General features: G+C 74.1%; 20 protein-coding genes and 1 tRNA gene. 16 read left to right on the forward strand and 5 right to left on the reverse strand.

Annotated features, from left to right (window positions below; translation table 11 throughout):
* Nucleotides 1-87 precede the first annotated feature (87 nt).
* The 7 genes from EIO00_RS16780 to EIO00_RS16810 all read left to right on the forward strand — a co-directional run bounded on the left by EIO00_RS16780 (nucleotide 88) and on the right by EIO00_RS16810 (nucleotide 7,344).
* Nucleotides 88-666, forward strand: coding sequence for a TerD family protein (locus tag EIO00_RS16780; RefSeq protein ID WP_140180046.1), 579 nt, complete (start codon nucleotides 88-90; stop codon nucleotides 664-666).
* A 181-nt stretch (nucleotides 667-847) separates the two neighbouring features.
* Complete coding sequence (locus EIO00_RS16785; RefSeq protein WP_140180048.1) at nucleotides 848-2,005, forward strand: HpcH/HpaI aldolase/citrate lyase family protein; 1,158 nt, start codon at nucleotides 848-850, stop codon at nucleotides 2,003-2,005.
* A complete protein-coding gene (locus EIO00_RS25655) occupies nucleotides 2,002-3,426 on the forward strand; it encodes a phosphoribosyltransferase family protein (RefSeq protein ID WP_140180050.1) in 1,425 nt (474 codons plus the stop codon). Before EIO00_RS16785 ends, EIO00_RS25655 begins: the two co-directional genes overlap by 4 nt.
* Nucleotides 3,423-4,565 carry a cysteine protease StiP family protein gene (locus EIO00_RS16795; protein ID WP_140180051.1) on the forward strand — a complete coding sequence of 381 codons (1,143 nt, stop codon included), beginning with the start codon at nucleotides 3,423-3,425 and terminating at the stop codon, nucleotides 4,563-4,565. The genes EIO00_RS25655 and EIO00_RS16795 overlap by 4 nt, the downstream gene beginning before the upstream one ends.
* The gene (locus EIO00_RS16800) at nucleotides 4,562-5,440 is read left to right on the forward strand and encodes an HAD family hydrolase (protein WP_140180053.1); all 879 of its coding nucleotides are present in this window, start codon (nucleotides 4,562-4,564) and stop codon (nucleotides 5,438-5,440) included. The genes EIO00_RS16795 and EIO00_RS16800 overlap by 4 nt, the downstream gene beginning before the upstream one ends.
* A 66-nt stretch (nucleotides 5,441-5,506) precedes the next feature.
* Nucleotides 5,507-6,829, forward strand: a complete 1,323-nt coding sequence (locus tag EIO00_RS16805) for an MGH1-like glycoside hydrolase domain-containing protein (protein ID WP_140180055.1) — start codon at nucleotides 5,507-5,509, stop codon at nucleotides 6,827-6,829.
* A gap of 17 nt (nucleotides 6,830-6,846) precedes the next feature.
* Nucleotides 6,847-7,344, forward strand: a complete 498-nt coding sequence (locus EIO00_RS16810) for a hypothetical protein (RefSeq protein ID WP_140180057.1) — start codon at nucleotides 6,847-6,849, stop codon at nucleotides 7,342-7,344.
* Nucleotides 7,345-7,351: 7 nt separating this feature from the next.
* Here the strand turns inward: EIO00_RS16810 and EIO00_RS16815 are convergent, their stop codons facing one another.
* A complete protein-coding gene (locus tag EIO00_RS16815) occupies nucleotides 7,352-7,753 on the reverse strand; it encodes a hypothetical protein (RefSeq protein ID WP_140180059.1) in 402 nt (133 codons plus the stop codon).
* 154 nt (nucleotides 7,754-7,907) lie between these two features.
* Between EIO00_RS16815 and EIO00_RS16820 the strand changes: the two genes are divergently transcribed.
* A tRNA-Asn gene (locus EIO00_RS16820) sits at nucleotides 7,908-7,983 on the forward strand.
* Nucleotides 7,984-8,222: 239 nt separating this feature from the next.
* Here EIO00_RS16820 and EIO00_RS16825 read toward each other — a convergent pair.
* Together EIO00_RS16825 and EIO00_RS16830 are read right to left on the reverse strand one after the other, a co-directional pair.
* The gene (locus EIO00_RS16825) at nucleotides 8,223-8,444 is read right to left on the reverse strand and encodes a hypothetical protein (protein ID WP_140180061.1); all 222 of its coding nucleotides are present in this window, start codon (nucleotides 8,442-8,444) and stop codon (nucleotides 8,223-8,225) included.
* Nucleotides 8,445-8,549: 105 nt separating this feature from the next.
* Nucleotides 8,550-9,518, reverse strand: a complete 969-nt coding sequence (locus tag EIO00_RS16830) for a GlxA family transcriptional regulator (RefSeq protein ID WP_140180063.1) — start codon at nucleotides 9,516-9,518, stop codon at nucleotides 8,550-8,552.
* A gap of 140 nt (nucleotides 9,519-9,658) precedes the next feature.
* On the opposite strand from EIO00_RS16830, the gene EIO00_RS16835 reads away from it, so the two are divergent.
* Nucleotides 9,659-10,081 (forward strand): hypothetical protein, encoded by a 423-nt coding sequence (locus tag EIO00_RS16835; protein ID WP_140180065.1) that lies wholly within the window; start codon nucleotides 9,659-9,661, stop codon nucleotides 10,079-10,081.
* Between the two features lie 209 nt (nucleotides 10,082-10,290).
* Nucleotides 10,291-10,770: a cupin domain-containing protein gene (locus EIO00_RS16840; RefSeq protein ID WP_140180067.1), complete on the forward strand. Its 480-nt coding sequence runs from the start codon at nucleotides 10,291-10,293 to the stop codon at nucleotides 10,768-10,770.
* Nucleotides 10,771-10,789: 19 nt separating this feature from the next.
* Here the strand turns inward: EIO00_RS16840 and EIO00_RS16845 are convergent, their stop codons facing one another.
* A complete protein-coding gene (locus EIO00_RS16845) occupies nucleotides 10,790-11,632 on the reverse strand; it encodes an SMP-30/gluconolactonase/LRE family protein (protein ID WP_140180069.1) in 843 nt (280 codons plus the stop codon).
* A gap of 190 nt (nucleotides 11,633-11,822) precedes the next feature.
* On the opposite strand from EIO00_RS16845, the gene EIO00_RS16850 reads away from it, so the two are divergent.
* From EIO00_RS16850 to EIO00_RS16875, 6 genes are all read left to right on the forward strand, one after another.
* Nucleotides 11,823-12,437 carry a LysE family translocator gene (locus EIO00_RS16850; protein ID WP_140180070.1) on the forward strand — a complete coding sequence of 205 codons (615 nt, stop codon included), beginning with the start codon at nucleotides 11,823-11,825 and terminating at the stop codon, nucleotides 12,435-12,437.
* Nucleotides 12,438-12,558: 121 nt separating this feature from the next.
* Nucleotides 12,559-13,524 (forward strand): zinc-binding dehydrogenase, encoded by a 966-nt coding sequence (locus tag EIO00_RS16855; RefSeq protein WP_140180072.1) that lies wholly within the window; start codon nucleotides 12,559-12,561, stop codon nucleotides 13,522-13,524.
* 143 nt (nucleotides 13,525-13,667) lie between these two features.
* Nucleotides 13,668-14,867 (forward strand): sensor histidine kinase, encoded by a 1,200-nt coding sequence (locus EIO00_RS16860; protein WP_140180074.1) that lies wholly within the window; start codon nucleotides 13,668-13,670, stop codon nucleotides 14,865-14,867.
* Between the two features lie 70 nt (nucleotides 14,868-14,937).
* Complete coding sequence (locus EIO00_RS16865) at nucleotides 14,938-15,708, forward strand: LytR/AlgR family response regulator transcription factor (protein ID WP_140180076.1); 771 nt, start codon at nucleotides 14,938-14,940, stop codon at nucleotides 15,706-15,708.
* The gene (locus EIO00_RS16870; RefSeq protein WP_140180078.1) at nucleotides 15,705-16,079 is read left to right on the forward strand and encodes a DUF485 domain-containing protein; all 375 of its coding nucleotides are present in this window, start codon (nucleotides 15,705-15,707) and stop codon (nucleotides 16,077-16,079) included. Before EIO00_RS16865 ends, EIO00_RS16870 begins: the two co-directional genes overlap by 4 nt.
* A gap of 45 nt (nucleotides 16,080-16,124) precedes the next feature.
* Nucleotides 16,125-17,852 (forward strand): sodium/solute symporter, encoded by a 1,728-nt coding sequence (locus EIO00_RS16875; protein WP_140180080.1) that lies wholly within the window; start codon nucleotides 16,125-16,127, stop codon nucleotides 17,850-17,852.
* 3 nt (nucleotides 17,853-17,855) lie between these two features.
* Here EIO00_RS16875 and EIO00_RS24835 read toward each other — a convergent pair whose 3' ends face one another.
* On the reverse strand, nucleotides 17,856-18,797 hold the full coding sequence (locus EIO00_RS24835) for an RDD family protein (RefSeq protein WP_206664163.1): 942 nt from the start codon (nucleotides 18,795-18,797) through the stop codon (nucleotides 17,856-17,858).
* Nucleotides 18,798-19,071: the final 274 nt, after the last annotated feature.

Genomic DNA, 19,071 nt, shown 5'->3' on the forward strand with positions numbered 1-19,071 from the left:
TCCTTCGACGCGTGTCCGCCGGGGCCCTGGTCCCCGGCGGACACGCGTGTCGTCGAGGGGCCGTCGGTGGAGGGGGCGCATCCGCTCATGTCCGTCTCGTTGCAGAAGGGGCAGAAGGTCTCGCTGGTCGGGCCCGGCGGCGGCGCGCTCACTCGGGTCAGGATGGGCCTGGGCTGGGACGCGGCCGTCAAGAGGGGCCTGTTCGGCCGGAGGAGGCCGCAGCCGATCGACCTGGACGCCTCGTGCCTGCTGTTCGACGCCTCCGGCAACCTGACGGACGCGGTCTGGTTCCGTCAGCTGCGCAGCAAGGACGGCGCCGTCCGGCACACCGGGGACAACCTCACCGGTGAGGGCGAGGGCGACGACGAGTCGATCATCGTCGACCTGGCGGCGCTGCCGGCCGGCATCGCCCAGCTGGTCTTCACCGTCAACTCCTTCACCGGGCAGGGCTTCTCCCAGATCGTGAACGCGTTCTGCCGGCTGGTGGACGAGACCACCGGAGAGGAGCTCGCCCGCTACGACCTGTCCGAGACGGGGCCGCACACCGCGCAGATCATGGCGAAGGTCAGCCGGGACGGGCAGGGCTGGTCGATGACCGCGATCGGGGCGACCGCCACCGGCCGCACCTTTCAGCATCTGCTGCCGGAGGTGACGGCCCACCTGTAGGCGGCGATCGCCGGATCTGGGGGTCGATTTCTTCACTTTCCTTGCCATGGGTGAGTATCTACGCGTCAGGCCTTGAATGTGTCGTAGGGCGCAAAAGGCCACAGATCCGTCTATCGTCAGCGGTGGGCCGTGCGGCGCCGTCGAGATGTGGCCCGTTCCACCATGGAAAGGATCCGCTTCCATGCGACACTTCGACCACGTCTCCGCGGCCCGGCGCAAACGCCTGTTCTACCGGCACCCTCGGCCGTTCGGGCGGGACAGCGATCCGCGCGTGCTGGCGGTGGCGTTGGGCGCCACCCTCTACAGCCCCGCCACCCGGCCCGCCCTGCTCGACGACATCGTCAAGGCGGCCCGGCGCGGGGTGATGAGCATGGTGGTGTGCCTGGAGGACGCCATCCCCGACGACGAGGTGCCCGCCGCCGAGGCCAACCTGGTCGCCCAGGTGCGCCGCGCCCATCGCACCGGGGCCCGCGTCCCGCTGCTGTTCATCCGGGTGCGCACGCCCGAGCAGATCGGCGATCTGACCCGGCGGCTGGGCGACGCGGTCGAGCTGATCAGCGGGTTCGTACTGCCGAAGTTCACCGCCGCCGCGGGAGAGGCGTTCTTGGACGCGCTGCGCGAGGCCTCCGCGCAGGCCCCGCGCCCGCTGCTGGCCATGCCGGTGATCGAGAGCCGCGAGGCGGTGTACCGGGAGACCCGCACCGAGATGCTGCACGACGTGGCGCGGTTGCTGGCCAAGCACGCCGACCTGGTGCTGGCGGTGCGGCTGGGAGGCACCGACATGTGCGCCGCCTACGGCCTGCGCCGCCCGCCCGACCTGACCATCTACGACATCCACCCGGTGGCCAGCGTGATCGCCGACGTGGTGAACGTGCTGGGCCGCGCCGACGGCAGCGGCTTCGTGATCACCGGCCCGGTCTGGGAGTACTTCTCGGCCGGGGAGCGGCTGTTCAAACCCCAGCTGCGGCAGGCCCCGTTCGAACGCCGGCACGCGATCGGGCTGCGCCGGCACATCATCAGCGCGGAGCTCGATGGGCTGATCCGCGAGGTCCACCTGGACAAGGCCAACGGCCTGATCGGCAAGACCGTCATCCACCCCTCCCACGTCCCGGCGGTGCACGCCCTGTCGGTGGTGACCCATGAGGAGTACTGCGACGCCGCCGACATCCTCGGAGAGACCGGCGGGGGAGCGATGGCCAGCAGCTACGCCAACAAGATGAACGAGGCCAAGCCCCACCGCGCCTGGGCCGAGCGGCTGATGCTGCGCGCCCAGGTGTTCGGGGTGGCCGCCGAGGACGTCACCTTCGTGGAACTGCTCAAGGCGGCGGGCGGCACGTGAGCGTCTGGAACGGGACCTGGGTGGCCGAACGCCTGGGGGTGCGGCTGACCGACGTCGACCGCCCCCTCGGCGTCGGACTGACCGACCTGGTGGGACTGGCGATCCGCCGCAACCCCCGCCGCGCCCACCTGCTGGTGTCCGCCGTCCTCGGCAAGCACGTCCCCACCGACCCGCGGCTGGTGTACGGGGCCGGCCTGCTGCTGGGCCGCCGGATCGCGGGCCCGCCCCCCGCCGCGGCCGTCGACGCCCTGCGGCGGGCCCTGGCCTCCGGACCGGCGACGGACGGACCGGGGCCGCGCCCCGCCCGCCCGGAGACGCCCCGGGGCCGGGCGGACGCCGCGGCCCGGCTGCGGGACGCGCTGACCGGCGGATCGACGGACGGGAGGTCCGCCCTGGTGATCGGATATGCCGAGACGGCGACGGCGCTGGGGCATGCGGTGGCCGACGCCCTGGGGGACGCCGTCTATCTGCACTCGACCCGCCGCCCGGTGGAGGGGATCGCGCCGTACGGAGGGTTCGAGGAGGAGCACAGCCACGCCACCAGCCACCTGCTGCTCCCCGCCGACCGGAGGCTGATGGAACGGGACGGCCCGGTGGTGCTGGTCGACGACGAGCTGTCCACCGGCACCACCGCCCTCAACACGATCGGGGCGCTGCACGCCGCCCGCCCGCGCCGCCACTACGTGGTGGCGGCGCTGGTGGACGTGCGGGGACGGCGGGACCGCGCGCGGATGGCGGCGTTCGCCGAGCGGCTGGGGGCGCGGATCGACACGGTGGCGCTGGCGTCCGGGCGGGTGGAGCTGCCGCCCGACGTCCTGGCCAGGGGACGGGCGCTCGCGGCCGGGACGCCGGATGCGGCGGAACCGGCGGCGGGGGAGCACCCCCTCGTCCGGGTGGATCCGGGATGGCCCGAGGGGCTGCCCGAGGGCGGCCGGCACGGGTTCACGCCCGAGCACCGGGAACGGCTGGAGGAGGCGCTGCCCGAGATGGCCGCCCGGCTCGCCGCCGCGCTGCCCGCGGAGGCGCGGCGGGTGCTCGTGCTCGGCTTCGAGGAGCTGATGTACGCCCCGCTCCGGCTGGCCGAGGCGCTGGCGGACCTGCTCCCCGAGACGGAGGTGCGGTACTCGACGACCACCCGCTCCCCTGTGCTGGCCGTGGACGACCCCGGCTACGCCATCCGGACGCGGATCGCCTTCCCAGCCCACGACGCCCCGGCGGACGGGCCGGGGGAGCGGTACGCCTACAACGTGGCCGGAGCGGGCTTCGAGGCGATCGTGCTGATCGTGGACGCCGTGGGGGACACGCCGGAGCTGGCGTCGGGGCTGCTGAGGCGTCTGCGCGGCATCGCCCCGGTGGTGCTGGCCGCCCTGCCGGTCCGGCCCGCCCGACGGCCCTGGTCCTGCGGGAAGGAGACCGGATGACCCCCGAGCCGCTGCGCGGACCGGATTTCGGCAGCTACCCGGCCGAGGACGTGGCCTGGCTGCTCAAGGACCTGTCCCAGGTGAAGCTGGAGGCGCCGATCGAGGAACGGGAGGCGGCGATCCAGGCGGGCCGGGCGCACTACGCCGAGTCGCTGCCGGTGGAGTACCAGCCCGGCCCCGAGTACCGGCGGCTGTTCCACCGGGCGCTGGAGGCCTCGGCGTCCCGCCTGGCGTACGCGGTCGGCCTGGTCACCGAGCTGATCCTGGCCGAACGGGGCCGGGAGACGGTGCTGGTGTCGCTGGCGCGGGCGGGCACCCCCGTGGGGGTGCTGATCCGCCGGTGGGCGCGGGCAGCCCACGGGCTGGACCTGCCGCACTATTCGCTGAGCATCGTGCGGGGCCGGGGCATCGACCGGGTGGCGCTGCGCTACCTGACCGAGCACCACGACCCGGCGTCGGTGATGTTCGTGGACGGGTGGACCGGCAAGGGCGTGATCACCAGGGAGCTGACCACGGCGTTGGAGGCGTACTTCCGCGACACCGGGGTGCGCTTCCCCGGCGATCTGGCGGTGCTGGCCGACCCGGGACGCTGCACCCGCCTGTACGGGACCCGCGAGGACTTCCTGATCCCCTCGGCCTGCCTCAACTCCACGGTGTCCGGTCTGGTCAGCCGCACCGTGCTGAACGACGAGCTGATCGGGCCGAACGACTTCCACGGCGCCAAGTTCTACGCCGAACTGGCCCCTTCGGACGTGTCGGGGGTGTTCCTGGACGCCGTGTGCGCCCGGTTCGGGGAGGTCGCCGAGCGGGTGGCCAGGGACTGGCCGGCGCTGCGGGAGGCCGACCGCACCCCCGACTGGTCGGGCTGGGCGGCGGTCCGCCGGATCGGCGAACGGTACGGCATCGACGACCTCAACCTGATCAAACCGGGGGTGGGGGAGACGACCCGGGTGCTGCTGCGCCGCGTCCCCTGGCGGGTGCTGGTCCGCTCCGACGCCCTGGCCTCCGGGGACCTGGCGCACATCCGGCTGCTGGCGGCCGAACGCGGCGTCCCGGTGGTCGAGGTGGAGCCGGACGCCCTCCCGTACGCCTGCGCGGGACTGGTCCGCCCCGACGTCGGGCGGGGAGGCGGCCGGTGAAGACCGTCGTGTGCAGCGACCTGGACCGCACGCTGATCTACTCGGCGGCCGCGCTGGGCTGGGAGGGGCCGGACGAGACCCTGCCCCGGCTGCTGTGCGTGGAGCACTACCGGGCCGAGCCGCTGTCCTACGTCACCGAGACCGCCGCCCGGCTGCTGGAGCGCCTCGCCGACGCGGCGGTGCTCGTCCCCGTCACCACGCGGACCCCGGAGCAGTACCGCCGGGTGCGCCTGCTGGAGAAGCCCCCGCCGTACGCGATCTGCGCCAACGGGGGGCACATCCTCGTCGACGGGGTCGCGGATCCCGAATGGGCGGCGCGGGTGCGCTCCCGCCTCCGCGTCGCGGCGGAGCTCGCGGAGGTGCACGGGCACCTGACCCGCGTGAGCGGGGAGTTCGTGCGCACCGTCCGGACCGCCTCGGACCTGTTCTGCTACGCGGTGGTGGAGCGGGCGGCGCTCCCGGACGGCTGGCTGGCCGACCTGACGGGCTGGTGCGCCGAACGCGGCTGGCGGACCTCGCTGCAGGGACGCAAGGTCTACTGCATCCCCGACGGGCTGTCCAAGGCCGCGGCCGCGGCGGAGGTGGCGCACCGGACCGGGGCCGGGCGGATGCTGGCCGCCGGTGACTCCCTGCTGGACGTCGAGCTGCTGGAGGCCGCCGACGCGGCGCTGCGGCCCGCCCACGGGGAACTGGCGGACGTCGGCTGGACCGCCCCCCGCACCGCGGTCACCGCGGCCCGGGGCGTCGCGGCGGGGGAGGAGATCGCCGAGCGGCTGCTGGCGCTGGCCCTCGACCCGGACGCGGTGCCCGCCGCCGGGACCTGGCGCGCTCTCCTGCACGACGGCGAACGGCCGTCGCCCGGGCGGACGCCCTGAGACGGGCCCTGGGCAGGCCCTGGACAGGCCCTAGGCAGAACGAGGTCCACGGGTCACCCTGGGAGAGTGAGCTCCTGGCTGAAGGGCGACGAGGCCGCGCTGTGGCGGGCCGCCGCACGAGTGCTGGACGCCAACTGGACCGGTCGCGGGACCGTGCCCTCGCCCGGCCTGTATCCGCACCTGTGGAGCTGGGACTCGGCGTTCATCAGCATGGGGCTCGTCCGGCACGACCGGTCCCGCGCCGAGCGGGAGCTGCTGGCGGTCTTCCGCGGACAGTGGGCGCGCGGGCTGGTCCCGCACATCGTGTTCCACCCCGAGCTGCCGCGCTTCGGCTATTTCCCCGGGCCGGACCTGTGGCGCAGCCGTTCCGTGCCCGGGACGCCGCGCGACCTGGACACCTCGGGGCTGACCGGGCCGCCGTTGCAGGCGCTGGCGGCGCTGCGGCTGCACCAGTGCGCCGACGCGGGCGACGCCGAGCGCAGCCGAGCCTTCCTGGCCCGGCTGTATCCGCTGCTGACGGCGCAGCACCGCCATCTGGCCGAGGAACGCGACATCGGGGGAGCGGGACTGGCGGCCATCTGCCATCCGTGGGAGTCGGGGATGGACGACAGCCCCTCCTGGGACCGGCCGCTGTCGGCCCTGGACCTGCCGCCCTCCCGGTACGCGCCGCTGCGCCCGCCGGGCGCGGGCGTGACGGCGGGGGAGGACCACGACCGGTACGTACGGCTGGTGACGCTGCTGCGGGACGCCCGCTACGAGGCCGGGCACCTGCGGGACGAGCATCCCTTCCTCGCCGAGGACCCGCTGTTCAACGCCGCGTATCTGGCCTCCACGCACGCGCTGGCGGAGATCGCCCGGATCATCGGGCGGGACCCGGCGCCGCATCTGGAGGACGCCGCCCGCATCCGTCGGGCGCTGCTGGACCGATTGTGGGACGGGGAGTGCTTCCGGGTGCTGGACCTGCGCTCCGGCGAGCTGATCCCCACGATCACGGTGGCCTCGTTCGGCCCCCTGCTGGACCCCGAACTGCCCTCGCCCGCGCTGCGGGCGCTGGTCGAGCTGCTGCTGTCGGCGCGTTTCAGCGGCGCCGCGGGCTACCCGGTGCCCTCGTGCGATCTGCAGTCGGCGAGCTTCGACCCCACCCGTTATTGGCGCGGCCCCACCTGGGTCAACACCAACTGGCTGCTGTGGCTGGCGGCGTCCGTGCACGGGCTGACGATCATCTCCGACCTGCTGCACGGGACCACGCTGCGGCTGGTGCGCCAGTCGGGGTTCCGCGAGTACTTCGACCCGTTCGACGGGAGCGGGTACGGCAGCCACGACTACAGCTGGTCCGCCGCCCTGGTGCTGGATCTGCTCGCCGCCCGGCGCGCCTCCCACGCCGCGTGATCGGTACGTTGAGGCCCATGCTGCCGTTGTTCCAGCGCAATCGTCTCCCCCGAGCCGTGCGGGACGCCCTCGACCTGGGCCGCGGCGAGCGCCCGCTGGCCCACGCCCCCACCCGCGGCGGCTCCCATGTCGTCGCCACCGGATTCGCGCTGCACCTGCCGACCGGCGACGGGGGGTTCCTGCGGCTGCCGTGGGAGCGGATCGACCGCGCCTCGTGGGACGGGCGCGTGCTGCACGTTCACCAAAGCGGGGGTCGTTCGCACCGGATCGGGCTCACCGACCCCGGGTCGGTGCCCGAGACCATCCGGGAGCGGGTCACCTCGACCATCGTGGTCAACCATCCGGCGACCCTGCCCGGCGGCGGGAAGGTCCGGATCACCGGCCGTCGTTCGCCGGCCACCGGCCGGGTGCGCTGGGCGCTGGTGTTCGAGGCCGGGCTCGACCCCGACGATCCGGGGCTGCGCGCCCAGGCCGAGCAGATCCTCGAGGACCTCCGCCGCCAGACGGGCCTGTGACCGTGCTTCAGTGAGAACCGCGCGGCGACGGCCTGGCGCTCCCGGCCGGCGTTCCGGCCGTCGACCCCGAGGCGGAGGTGCCGCCGGTGGTGGAGGCGCTTCCCGACGGGGCTCCGCCGGCGGGGCCGGAGAACCGTCCCGAGGGCTCCCCGCCCACCTCGGCCATCGGCTCCCGCTCCGCCTGCCTGGTCTTCCGGGAGCCTGCGGTGCGTTCGGTGATCCGGTTCTTGGCCGTGCCCGCCAGCATCCCCGACTTGGCGCGCAGCGTCTCGGCCGTCTCCTGCACCTTGGGGTTCTCGGCCAGTTTGCGGGACTGCTGCACGATCTGCTCATAGCGCTCCCGGCCGGCCCTGGTCCCCAGCACGTAGCCGACCGCGGCGCCGAGGAGGAACGGAATCCTGATCTTCATGGCATACCTCCGTGACCGTCTGAGTGCCACCCCCATACCCACGGAGGCCGCGGCCAGTCCCGCGCCGAGATATGCGTGCGCGAGCACCCCTTCGGATGCGCTAATCTGGTTCCGCCGCGGTGCGAGGGAGACCTTCCACCGGGCAGAGCGTCGATCCCGCGTAGCTCAATTGGCAGAGCAGCCGGCTGTTAACCGGCAGGTTATTGGTTCGAGTCCAATCGCGGGAGCCAGGTCGAGCACTGTGAAGACGCAGGTCAGGCCCCGTCCGGACGATCCGGAGCGGGGCCTGAGCCGTCTCTGCCCGACTAACTGCCTGACGAGGACCCGGGCCGGGGACGGCCCGAGCCACGCTCGTCGCGGCGTCCTCCGGAACCGGCCGGAGGGAATCGGCCGCCGGCATCGGCGCCGTTCCCGGGGTTCTGCGACGGGGCTTTGCGCCATGCGGGCACGCCGGCCCCGCGGCGGCCGCTCAGCGGCGCTCGGGGCCGTCGCGCAGCGGGTCGTAGAGGATCGCGACGGGGGCGCTCCAGGTGAACCGGTCCGCCCGGTCCGCGCGCTCCGCGGAGCGGCCCTCGTCGGGCTCCTCGTGCTCCCGTGCGGAGTCGGCGCGTTCGGTCGCTTCGCCGGGCCGGCCTCCGGCGCCGGGGGCGGGCCCGTTCACATCGTGATGGTCGTGCGGTCGTCGTTCCATGAGGGTTCCATGAGGGCCTTTCGAGCGGTTCGCCGGGCCGAGCATAGCGCCGGCGACGCGGTCGGGTCGGGCGGCGGGCCGTGCCGCCGCGACGGGCTCGGCGGCTCAGGCGCCGGCGGCGGACTGCGCGGCCCGGTACCGCGACGGTGGGATGCCGTAGCGGGCGACGAACGCCTGGCGGAGCGTCTCGGCCGTTCCGAAACCGCAGCGGGACGCCACGGCGGCCATCGGCAGGGTGGTGGTGGCCAGCAGGTGCGCGGCGGCCTCGACGCGGGCTCGGCGCACGAGACGGCCGGGCGTCTGCCCCAGATGCTTGAGGAACAAGCGGGTCAGATGACGTTCGCTGACGCCCGCGCGGGCGGCGAGCGCGGTCGTGGACAGGTCCTCGCCCAGATGCGCGGTGATGTGGTCGACCAGCCTTCTGACCAGTTCGTCGGCCGGCGGCGGCGCGCTGGTGAACATGCTCATCTGCGCCTGGTTGCCCGGCCGCTGCAGATAGGTCACCAGATAGCGGGCCACGCTGCGGGCCAGGGCGGCGCCGTGGTCCTCCTCCACGAAGGCCAGGGTGAGGTCCAGGGCGCTGGTGACGCCGGCCGCGGTGCACAGCTCCCCGTCCCGGATGAAGATCGGGTCCGGGTCGACGACGACCTCGGGATGGCGGGAGGCCAGGCTCGACGCCCACCCCCAGTGGGTGGTCACCCGCCGGCCGTTCAGGAGGCCGGCGGCGGCCAGGACGCTCGCCCCGGTGCACACCGAGGCGATCCGGCGGCTCTCCCGGGCCAGCCTGTGGACGTGGGCGACGAGCGAGGAGTCGGCGGCGGCCCTCTCGTGCCCGATCCCTCCCGACACGATGAGGGTGTCGAACGGACCGGTGACCCGTTCGAGGGACTCGTGGGCCAGGAGCGTCATCCCGGCGCCGCAGGTGACGGGGCGGCCTCCCGGGCTGGCCAGGCGCACCCGGTAGGCGGGGTCGGCGCCGTGCAGGTTGGTGATCTCCAGGGTCGAGGTGATGCACGCGATGTCGAGCAGCTCCGCCGCGTCGTAGCCGACCACGAGCACACGCCGTTCGGTCATCGAAACCTCCAGGGGACCCCGTCCGGCGGCGGAGGGCGCCCAGGGGCGAGCCTATGTCCTCAGGACGGGTCTCCCAAGTTTCCCGACCGGTGCATCGCCCCGCCCGCCCTCTCGGGCGCCTGCGGAGGCACGGTGGGCTCATGACCCGAACCGCATCGGCTCTCCGCTCCCGCCCGTGGGTCCGGTTCGCCGGGCACTACGTCGAGATGGTCGTCGCGATGTTCGCCGGGATGGGCGCGGGGAGCCTGATCTTCGCGGCCGTCGGGCTGAAACCGTCCTTCGAGCGGAGCCCTGAGCCCGCCTTCCTGCTGATGGCGTTCACCATGTCCGTGGGCATGGTCGTGCTCATGCGCCTGCGCGGCCACCGCTGGCCGGCCGTCCTGGAGATGTGCGGCGCCATGTTCGCCCCCGCGCCGCCGCTGCTGCCGTTGCTGTGGCTGGGCGTCATCGACGGCGCGACTCTGATGGTCGTCGCGCACGCGGTGATGTTCCCCCTCATGTTCGCCGTGATGCTTCGGCGCCGCGCCGAGTACACCCGACACCCCCACCGAGGGGCCCGCTGACGTCCGGCGCGCCCGGAGCGGGGGCGGCGCGTTCGGGGGCGGCGTCGCGATTCGCCTCGCTCCTCGCGCGGTAGGGCAAGATCGGCTGCAGATCGTCCCGGCGTGGTGGAACGGTGGCTCGTCCGGCGGCACGCCACCTGCCCCCTGTCCCGCTTCGCGGGGATCCGACCGTTTCCCCGCCGAAGGGCGGGGTCATCATGGAGGTTCTCATGACCTATCCCGATCCGCGTTATTTCGGTGACGGCGGGGAGGTCAGTGCGGTGTACCGGCCGGACGGCAGCGTGGCCGAACTGATCTATCCGAACGGGACCAAGGTGCACTACCTGTCGACCGGGGCCACGACCGGCGGTCTGTTCGGGCTCTACCGGTACGAGATGAGCGCGGAGCCCGGCGGCCCCGGCCCGCACTTCCACCGGACGCTGGCCGAGTCGTTCTACATCCTGTCCGGGTCGGTCCGCATCTACAACGGCGAACGCTGGATCGACACCCGGCCGGGCGACTACGTGCACGTGCCGATCGGCGGCATCCACGGGTTCCGCAACGACTCGGGGGAACCGGCGTCGATGCTGCTGCACTTCGCGCCCGGGGCGCCCCGCGAGGGCTACTTCGAGGGGCTGATCGAGCTCGCGGACGCCGGCGAGGAGGAGCGCGCCGAGTTCTACCGCAAGCACGACAACCACTGGATCTGATCGCGGCCGCCGGGTCCGCTCAGCCCGCGAACGGGACGCCGGGGAGCCCCTCCCCGGCGTCCGGGACGACCAGGACGGCCCCGTTGGGGGCGGGGGCGTCGGGCGGCAGGTCCACCGTCGCGGTGGTGACGTACAGGTCGCGCAGATCCGGGCCGCCGAACGCGCAGGCGGTGGTCAGCGGAGCGGGCAGCTCGATGGTGCGGTCCAGCCTCCCCGCCGGGGTGTAGCGCAGGATCCGGCCGCCGTCCCACAGGGCGACCCACACGCAGCCGAGGGCGTCCACGGTCAGCCCGTCCGGCCATCCCGGAGCGGGCACGTGGACGAAGACGCGGCGGTTGCGGATCGCGGGGCCGTCGCAGTCGAACACGTCGATGCGCCGGGTCGGGGTGTCGACGTAGTACATCAGACGGCCGTCCGGGCTCCAGCCGATGCCGTTGCTGACCGTCACCCCCGTGACGACGGTCGCGGCCGCGCCGTCCGGGGCGATGCGGCGCAGGACCCCGTCGGGGGCGGACTGGTCCTCGCGCATCGTCCCGGCCCACAGCGCCCCGTCCGGGGCCACCGCGGCGTCGTTGCCCCGCACGCCCTCCCGGGGGAACGTCGCCAGCCAGCGGAACGTCCCGTCCTCCTCGTACAGGCCCACGCCGTCGCGCAGATTGACCACCAGGCCGCCGGCGGCGCGCGGTTTGGCCGCGCCCACGGGTTGCGGGGTGCGCAGCACGGTGTCGGCGCCGGTGACCGGATCGTAGGCGTGGACCTCGCAGGAGGGGATGTCCACCCACAGCAGGCGACCGGTGTCCGGATCCCAGGTGGGGCCTTCGCCCAGCACGGCGCGTCCGGGCACGGCGATCTCATACGGCATGTCCGCTCACCAAGGCTCGGGGAGTCGCTTGACGGGTCGTCGAACCGCCGAGCAAGCGTAGAACGTCACGGCCGCAGACGCCCGCTCCGGACGCAATGGACCATGCGGGCGAGACGGGATTGGATCTGTTCCGTGGACCAAGACGGCCGACAGGGTGAAGGGGGCGCACATCCGTGAGAGGGAGGCATGCATGAGCGTCGCTTTCCTGGTGACCACGCTGATCGTGGTGGCGACCCCCGGCACCGGGGTGGTCTACACGCTGGCGGCGGGCCTGTCGCGGGGCCGTCGGGCGAGCCTCGTCGCCGCGTTCGGCTGCACCCTCGGCACCGTCCCGCACATGGTCGCGACGATCACCGGGGTGGCGGCGGTGCTGCACGCCAGCGCCACCGCCTTCCAGGGCCTGAAGCTTCTGGGGATCGGCTATCTGCTGTTCATGGCCTGGACGATGCTCCGCGACCGGAGCGACCTGCTGACGGGACACGGCGGTGCCGAGCACGTCCCGGCGGTCCGGGTGATCGTGTCCGGGATCCTGATCAACCTGCTCAACCCCAAGCTGACGCTGTTCTTCTTCGCCTTCTTCCCGCAGTTCGTGCCGGCGGGGACGGCGGACCCGGTGGGGCGGATGCTGCTGCTGGGGGCGGTCTTCATGGCGGTCACCCTCGTGATCTTCTCCGCGTACGGGCTGCTCGCCGCCACCCTGCGGGAGCGGGTGATCTCCAGGCCGCGGGTGATGACCTGGATCCGCCGGACGTTCGCCGGGTCGTTCGTGGCGCTCGGCGCGCACCTGGCCACCGCCTCGCGCTGACCGCCCGAGGCCCGATCGCCCGAGGCCGGACCGTCCGCCGCTCCGGGCCGCCCGTGCTCCGGAGTTGACCTCAAGCGTTGTCGAGGTTGAAGGCTGCTCCTGAGACGAAGGGAGCGCGCAGATGAAGATCATCGAGGTCAGGGAGTTCGGCGGCCCGGAGACGCTGACGGTGAGCCGGGCCCCCGAGCCGGTGCCCGGACCGGGGGAGGCGGTGGTGGGCATGGTCGCCGTGGACACCCTGTTCGTCGACACCATGATCCGCTCAGGGCGGGCCCGGGACTTCTTCGCCGTCCGTCCCCCGTACGTGCCCGGCGGCGGCGGTGCCGGGCGGGTGCTGCGGGTCGGCGAGGGGGTCGACCCGCGCTGGGTGGGGCGGCGCGTCCTCACCTACACCGGCGACCTGGGCGGTCACGGCGGCTCCGCCGAGCGGGTCGCGGTGCCCGCCCGCGGGCTGATCCCCGTTCCGGACGGCGTGGACCTGCGGGTCGCCGCCGCGCTGCTGCACGACGGCGTCACCGCCCTGGGCCTGCTCGAAGGGGTCGGGATCGGGCCGGGGGAGCGGGTGCTCATCGTGGGCGCGACCGGCGGTATGGGCGTCCTGCTCGTCCAGCTCGTCCGCGCCGCCGGAGCGCACGTCATCGCCGCGGCGCGCGGCGAGCGCAAGCTCGCCCTGGCCCGCGAGCTGGGGGCGGACGAGGTCGTGGACTGCGCACGGGACGGCTGGACGAACGGGCTTGGCGAGGTGGACGTGGTCCTCGACGGCGTCGGCGGCGACGTCGGCCGCGCCGCGTTCGAGCTCGTGGCCCGCGGCGGACGATTCTCCGCCCACGGAACCCCCGCCGGCGGTTTCGCGACGGTGGACGCCGAGGAGGCCCGGCGGCGCGGCGTCACCCTGCGCGGCATCGCCGACCTGCGGTTCGACCTGGCCGAGCGGGTCCGGCTGGCCGCCGCCGCGCTCACCGAGGCCGCCGCCGGACGGCTCCGTCCGGTCATCGGGCAGACGTTCCCGCTGGAGCGGGCGGCCGAGGCGCATGCGGCGATCGAGGCCCGCCGGGTCGTCGGCAAGACCCTGCTGCTCACCGGCTGATCCCCCGGCGCCCCCGCCGACGAGGGGCGAGACCCGCCGGGGGCGCGGACGCCGCCTGGGGCCGGAGGGGGCCGGGACACCGCATGACCGCCGCATCGGGCCGTTCCGGGAACGTTGCGGAATGTCGGGTTACCGTGGCGCACATGGAGGTGGCGCTGGCGGTGGTCGCCACGGTCGTGGTGACCGGGCTGGTGGGCGTGGTGCCGTTGTGGCGGCGCCGGCGACGGGAGCTGGGCAGCCCGGTGGACCGGGCGACCTTCCAGACTTTGCACACCGCGTCGCTGGCGGCGCCGCCGCTGCGGGCCGGGCTGACCGAGCAGGCCGCGCAGAAGGCGGGACGGCACCTGCGCGAGCTGCTGGGGTCGGCGGCGATCGCCATCACCGACGGCGAGCGGGTGCTGACCTGGGACGGGGCGGGTGAGCACCACAAGGGCGCGGCGCTGGAGCACGCCGCCGGGCCGATGGCCGCCGGGCGGACCGAGGTGCTCGGGCCGGACGTGGTCGCGTGCGAGCGGCTGGACTGCGAGATCCGGCACGCGGTGGTGGTGCCGCTGACCACCGACGAGCGGGTGGTGGGGACGCTGGCCGCCTACGGGGCCGACGTGTCGGCGGGACTGGTGCGGGCCGCCGAGGAGGTCGGCCACTGGGTGGACGCCCAGCTCCAGCTCGCCGAGCTGGACAGGTCCCGGACGCTGCTGATGGAGGCCGAGGTGCGGGCGCTGCGGGCGCAGATCTCGCCGCACTTCATCTACAACTCCCTCACCACCATTGCCTCGTTCGTGCGCACCGACCCCGAGCGGGCGCGCGAGCTGCTGCTGGAGTTCGCCGACTTCACCCGCTACTCCTTCCGCCGGCACGGGGACTTCACCACGCTGGCCGAGGAGCTGCACTCCATCGACCGGTACCTGCTGTTGCAGCGAGCCCGGTTCGGAGACCGGCTGCAGGTGACGCTGCGGATCGCGCCGGAGGTGCTGCCGGTGGCGATGCCGTTCCTGTGCCTGCAGCCGCTGGTGGAGAACGCGGTCCGGCACGGCCTGCAGGACCGGGCCGGCCCCGGCCACATCACGATCATCGCCGAGGACGCCGGCGCCGACGCGGTGATCAGCGTAGAGGACGACGGGGTCGGGATGGACCCCGACCGGCTGCGCGCCATCCTGGCGCACGGCGCGCCCGACGGGGAGTCCGGACCGGAGGCGGCCGGGATCGGCCTCGGCAACGTCGACGAGCGGCTGCGGCAGGTGTACGGCGACGAGTACGGGCTGCGGATCGAGACCGCGCCCGGGGCCGGGACGAAGGTGACGCTGCGGGTGCCCAAATATCGCCCCGGGGTGGCGGCTGTTTGACTTTTCCCGGTCGCATTCCGGACGCTTGGGGACGATCCCAACGTGAGCCGTCGCACATGAGGAGGCCCCGGTGGCCGGTCTGCGCGTCCTGGCGGTCGACGACGAGGCACCGGCGCTCGACGACCTGGCCTTCTGGTTGCGCGCCGACCCCCGCATCGAGGAGGTCGCGCTGGCTCGGGACGGCACCGCCGCGCTCCGGCAGGTGGACCGGGCGCTGGCCGAACGGCGGCCGATCGACGCGGTGTTCCTGGACATCCGGATGCCCGGGCTGGACGGGGTGGTGCTGGGCCGGCTGCTGGCCCAGTTCGCCCGGCCGCCGCGGATCGTGTACGTCACCGCCTACGAGGAGCACGCGGTCGACGCCTTCGAGATCAAGGCCGCCGACTACCTGCTCAAGCCGATCCGGCCGGAGCGGCTGGCCGAGGCCGTCCGCCGGGTGGCCGAGGAGACCGGCGGATCCGCAAAGGCGGCGGCCGATCGGCCCGCCGATCCCGTCCCCTCCCCGGACCTGGTGCCGGTGGAGCTGGCCGGGGTGACCCGGTTCGTGGCCGCCGCCGACGTGTGGTACGTCGAGGCGCAGGGCGACTACGCCCGGCTGCACACCCCCTCCGGCAGCCATCTGGTCCGCATTCCGCTGGCCGCGCTGGAGGAGCGCTGGCGGGCCGCCGGGTTCGTCCGCATCCACCGCCGCCACCTGGTGGCGCTGCGGCACATCGAGGAGCTGCGGCTGGAGTCGGGCCGCTGCACCGTCCGGGTCGGCGGCACCGAGCTGCCGGTCAGCCGCCGCCACACCCGCGAGCTCCGTGACCTGCTCGTCCGCAACGCCAGGAAGTCGCAGTGAGCGGCCGGCCCCAGCGCGTCCTGGTCACCAGCCCGCGCACCCGGGCGGCCCGCCGGCCGCGCCGGCCGGTGACCCGGGAGATCGACGAGCAGACCGGGCTGGGCGAGGTCTACATGCGCTCGCTGATCCGCTCCCAGCTGCGCCTGGGACTGACCGTGTGCACCGTGCTGGGCGTCCTGGTCGGCGGGCTGCCGCTGCTGTTCGGTCTGGTCCCCGAGCTGCGGGAGGCGCGCGTCGGCGGGCTGCCGCTGGCCTGGCTGCTGCTGGCGGGCCTGATCTATCCGATGTTCGTGCTGTGCGGCTGGTGGTACGTCCGCCAGGCCGAGCGCAACGAACGCGACTTCGCCGAGCTGGTGGACCGCGACAGATGACCGGCGGACGGGCGTGAGCGGTCGAGGAGCACGCGGAGCGAGGCCATGAGCACCGCCTACGGGCTGACCGCGGTGTCGCTGGTGGTGGCGGCGACCGTGCTGATCGGGATGTTCGGGCTGCGGATCTCGCGGACCACCTCGGACTTCTATGTGGCGTCGCGGACGGTCTCGCCGCTGCGGAACGCCTCGGCGATCGGCGGGGAGTATCTGTCGGCGGCCTCCTTCCTGGGGATCGCCGGGCTGATCCTGGCCTACGGGGCGGACATGCTGTGGCTGCCGGTCGGCTGGACCGGCGGCTACCTGGTGCTGCTGGTGCTGGTCTCCGCGCCGCTGCGCCGCTCGGGCGCCTACACGCTGCCGGACTTCGCCGAGGCGCGGCTGGAGTCGATGACGGTGCGGCGGGTCACCAGCGTGCTGGCCGTCCTCATCGGCTGGCTGTACCTGATGCCGCAGCTGCAGAGCGCGGGACTGGTGCTGCGCACCGCCGCGGGCACCCCGGTGTGGGTGGGGACGGTGCTCGTCGCCGTCGTCGTGACCATCAACGTGCTCTCCGGCGGCATGCGCAGCATCACGATGGTGCAGGCGTTCCAGTACTGGCTGAAGCTGACCGCGCTGGCCGTGCCGGTGCTGTTCCTGCTGATCGCCTGGCGGCAGGACGCCGCCCCCGGGCTCGGCGGCGACGCCCCGCCGACGTTCCCCGAGCGCACCACCGTGTCGATCGGCACGGACGTCACCGTGCGGGTGCCCGCCCCGGTCACCGTCGAGGTCCGCGGCCGGGTGGACGGGGCCGGGCGCGCCGGGCCGCTCACCCTGACGGCGGGGGAGCACACCGTCGCCCGCGACACCGTCGTCACGTTCCCGGCGGGCGCGGCGGTGCCGCACGTGGCGGACCTGCCGGTGCGCACCGACGCCGAGTGGCTGCGGCCGCTGGCCGGGCGCGAGTACCCGATGTACGCGACCTACTCGCTGATCCTGGCCACCTTTCTGGGCACCATGGGCCTGCCGCACGTGCTGGTGCGCTTCTACACCAACCCCGACGGCCGGGCCGCGCGCCGCACGACGGTGCTGGTGCTCGGCCTGCTCGGCGCGTTCTACCTGCTGCCCGCGCTGTACGGGGCGCTCGGCCGGATCTACGCCCCCGAGCTGCTGATGACCGGCCGGACCGACGCGGTGGTGCTGACCCTGCCGGGGCGGCTGATCGGCGGCACGCTCGGCGACCTGCTCGGCGCGCTGGTCACCGCGGGCGCGGTGGCGGCGTTCCTGTCCACCTCCTCGGGGCTGGCGGTGTCGGTGGCCGGGGTGATCGCACAGGACCTCATGCACGGCGGGGTGCGGTCGTTCCGGGTGGCGACGCTGCTGGCGCTGCTCGTCCCGCTGGGGCTGGCGCTGTCGGTGCGGGCGCTGGCGGTGGCGGACGTGGTGGGGCTGGCGTTCGCGCTGGCCGCCTCGACCTTCTGCCCGCTGCTGGTGCTGGGCATCTGGTGGCGGCGGCTGACCGTGGCGGGGGCGCTGGCCGGGCTGATCGTCGGCGGCGGGCTGGCGGGCACGGCCGTGGCGTGGACGATCATCGGCGGGCCGCCCGGCGGACTGGCCGGGGCGCTGCTGGCCCAGCCGGCCGCCTGGACGGTGCCCGCCGCGTTCGCCGTGATGATCGGGGTTTCGCTGATCACCCCGCGCAGCGTGCCCGCCGGGGTGGCGCGCACCATGGTCCGGTTGCACACCCCCGAGACGCTGGCCGTCGACCGGGGGACCTGGCACCCCAAGGGGGCGTGACGATCAGGGGTGCGGGGTCGGTCCGGGCGGCGGCAGGTGGCCCGGAGGCGGCGGAGGGGCGTGGCCGGACTGCGGATCGGGCGCGGCGGGCGGCGGGAGGTGGCCCGGCTGCTGCGCGGAGGCGGCGGGCGAGGGGGCGTACCCGGGCTGTCCGGGCTGCGGGGCGGGAGGCGCGCCCGCGGAGGAGTCCTGCGGGGCGGCCCTGCGGCCCAGCCGGCGCGCCCCCTCCACGGCCGCCTGCGCCATCCCCGCCGCGGTGCGCAGCACTGCGGCGGGCTCCACCACCGTGCCGCCCACCCGGTCGGCCAGCGTGCGGCGCCGGCCGCCCAGCATCGGCAGCGCGTTGAACAGGAACAGCGCCACCGCCGCCGCCCACACCACGAACGACAGCAGGAACTGCCCGAGCAGCAACAGAATGCAGGCCACCGAGTACAGGCCGCTCTCCGACGCCGTGGTGACGAGCGCCCGCAGCAGCGAGCGCCTGACCCCGGGACGGGTGCCGTGCGTGCTGCGCACCCGCAGCCCCAACAGCCCCTTGCCCAGGGTCCGCCCGGCGAACTGCACGGTGGCGAACTGGTACAGCAGCTGCAGCACGATCAGCGCCGCGAAGCCCTGCACGACGATGTCGACCGCCCCGCCCCACACGCTCTCTCCGGTGGCGCGGGCGACGCCGGCCAGGTCTCCCTGGGAGCTGAGCAATTCGAAGACGCCGGTGGTCGCCGCCTTGAGCGCCCCCTGCGTGCTGATGTAGTCGACCAGCCGGGTGTAGGTGAGGAACCCGAGGCCGGCCACGAACGCCGCCACGACCAGCGCATCGATCAGCCAGGCGGCGAACCTGCGTCCCAGGGGCGCGACGGCCGGGGCCTCGGGGGACGACTGCGGGGGGACGGGGGACGGATTCGGCGCGCCCGGAAAAGGGCCGCCGGGAGAGGGAGTGCCGTACAAGAACGGACCTTTCTGACGCTCGGACGAAAGGGCGTGATCGAAGACTAACGAAGCGTCCGGCGGGCGGGGCGGGCCGCGGGAGCACCGTCCGGAATCGGCCTCCTCCGCACGGCCGGCCCCCGCGGCATGCCGTTCGTCGCACGGATTCGACCGTTCACCGATCGCGCGCGGCGGATCGGCGCAGCCGCCCGGCGGCTCACCGCAGCCCGGCGCCAGCCCCCTCCACGCGCGGGGCGGAGGCTCCTTACCGTGACGTGACCCCCGTCACAGCCGA

Origin of the sequence: Thermomonospora catenispora (assembly GCF_006363815.1) — a bacterium.
Classification (GTDB): domain Bacteria; phylum Actinomycetota; class Actinomycetes; order Streptosporangiales; family Streptosporangiaceae; genus Thermomonospora; species Thermomonospora catenispora.

Coding starts and splice junctions, on each gene's coding strand:
- EIO00_RS16875 (WP_140180080.1), top strand. CDS start 16,125: ATGAGCACCGCCTACGGGCTGACCGCGGTGTCGCTGGTGGTGGCGGCG.
- EIO00_RS16780 (WP_140180046.1), top strand. CDS start 88: ATGTCCGTCTCGTTGCAGAAGGGGCAGAAGGTCTCGCTGGTCGGGCCC.
- EIO00_RS16835 (WP_140180065.1), top strand. CDS start 9,659: ATGACCCGAACCGCATCGGCTCTCCGCTCCCGCCCGTGGGTCCGGTTC.
- EIO00_RS16825 (WP_140180061.1), bottom strand. CDS start 8,444: ATGGAACGACGACCGCACGACCATCACGATGTGAACGGGCCCGCCCCC.
- EIO00_RS16810 (WP_140180057.1), top strand. CDS start 6,847: ATGCTGCCGTTGTTCCAGCGCAATCGTCTCCCCCGAGCCGTGCGGGAC.
- EIO00_RS16815 (WP_140180059.1), bottom strand. CDS start 7,753: ATGAAGATCAGGATTCCGTTCCTCCTCGGCGCCGCGGTCGGCTACGTG.
- EIO00_RS16860 (WP_140180074.1), top strand. CDS start 13,668: ATGGAGGTGGCGCTGGCGGTGGTCGCCACGGTCGTGGTGACCGGGCTG.
- EIO00_RS16845 (WP_140180069.1), bottom strand. CDS start 11,632: ATGCCGTATGAGATCGCCGTGCCCGGACGCGCCGTGCTGGGCGAAGGC.
- EIO00_RS16855 (WP_140180072.1), top strand. CDS start 12,559: ATGAAGATCATCGAGGTCAGGGAGTTCGGCGGCCCGGAGACGCTGACG.
- EIO00_RS16840 (WP_140180067.1), top strand. CDS start 10,291: ATGACCTATCCCGATCCGCGTTATTTCGGTGACGGCGGGGAGGTCAGT.
- EIO00_RS16785 (WP_140180048.1), top strand. CDS start 848: ATGCGACACTTCGACCACGTCTCCGCGGCCCGGCGCAAACGCCTGTTC.
- EIO00_RS16830 (WP_140180063.1), bottom strand. CDS start 9,518: ATGACCGAACGGCGTGTGCTCGTGGTCGGCTACGACGCGGCGGAGCTG.
- EIO00_RS16795 (WP_140180051.1), top strand. CDS start 3,423: ATGACCCCCGAGCCGCTGCGCGGACCGGATTTCGGCAGCTACCCGGCC.
- EIO00_RS16850 (WP_140180070.1), top strand. CDS start 11,823: ATGAGCGTCGCTTTCCTGGTGACCACGCTGATCGTGGTGGCGACCCCC.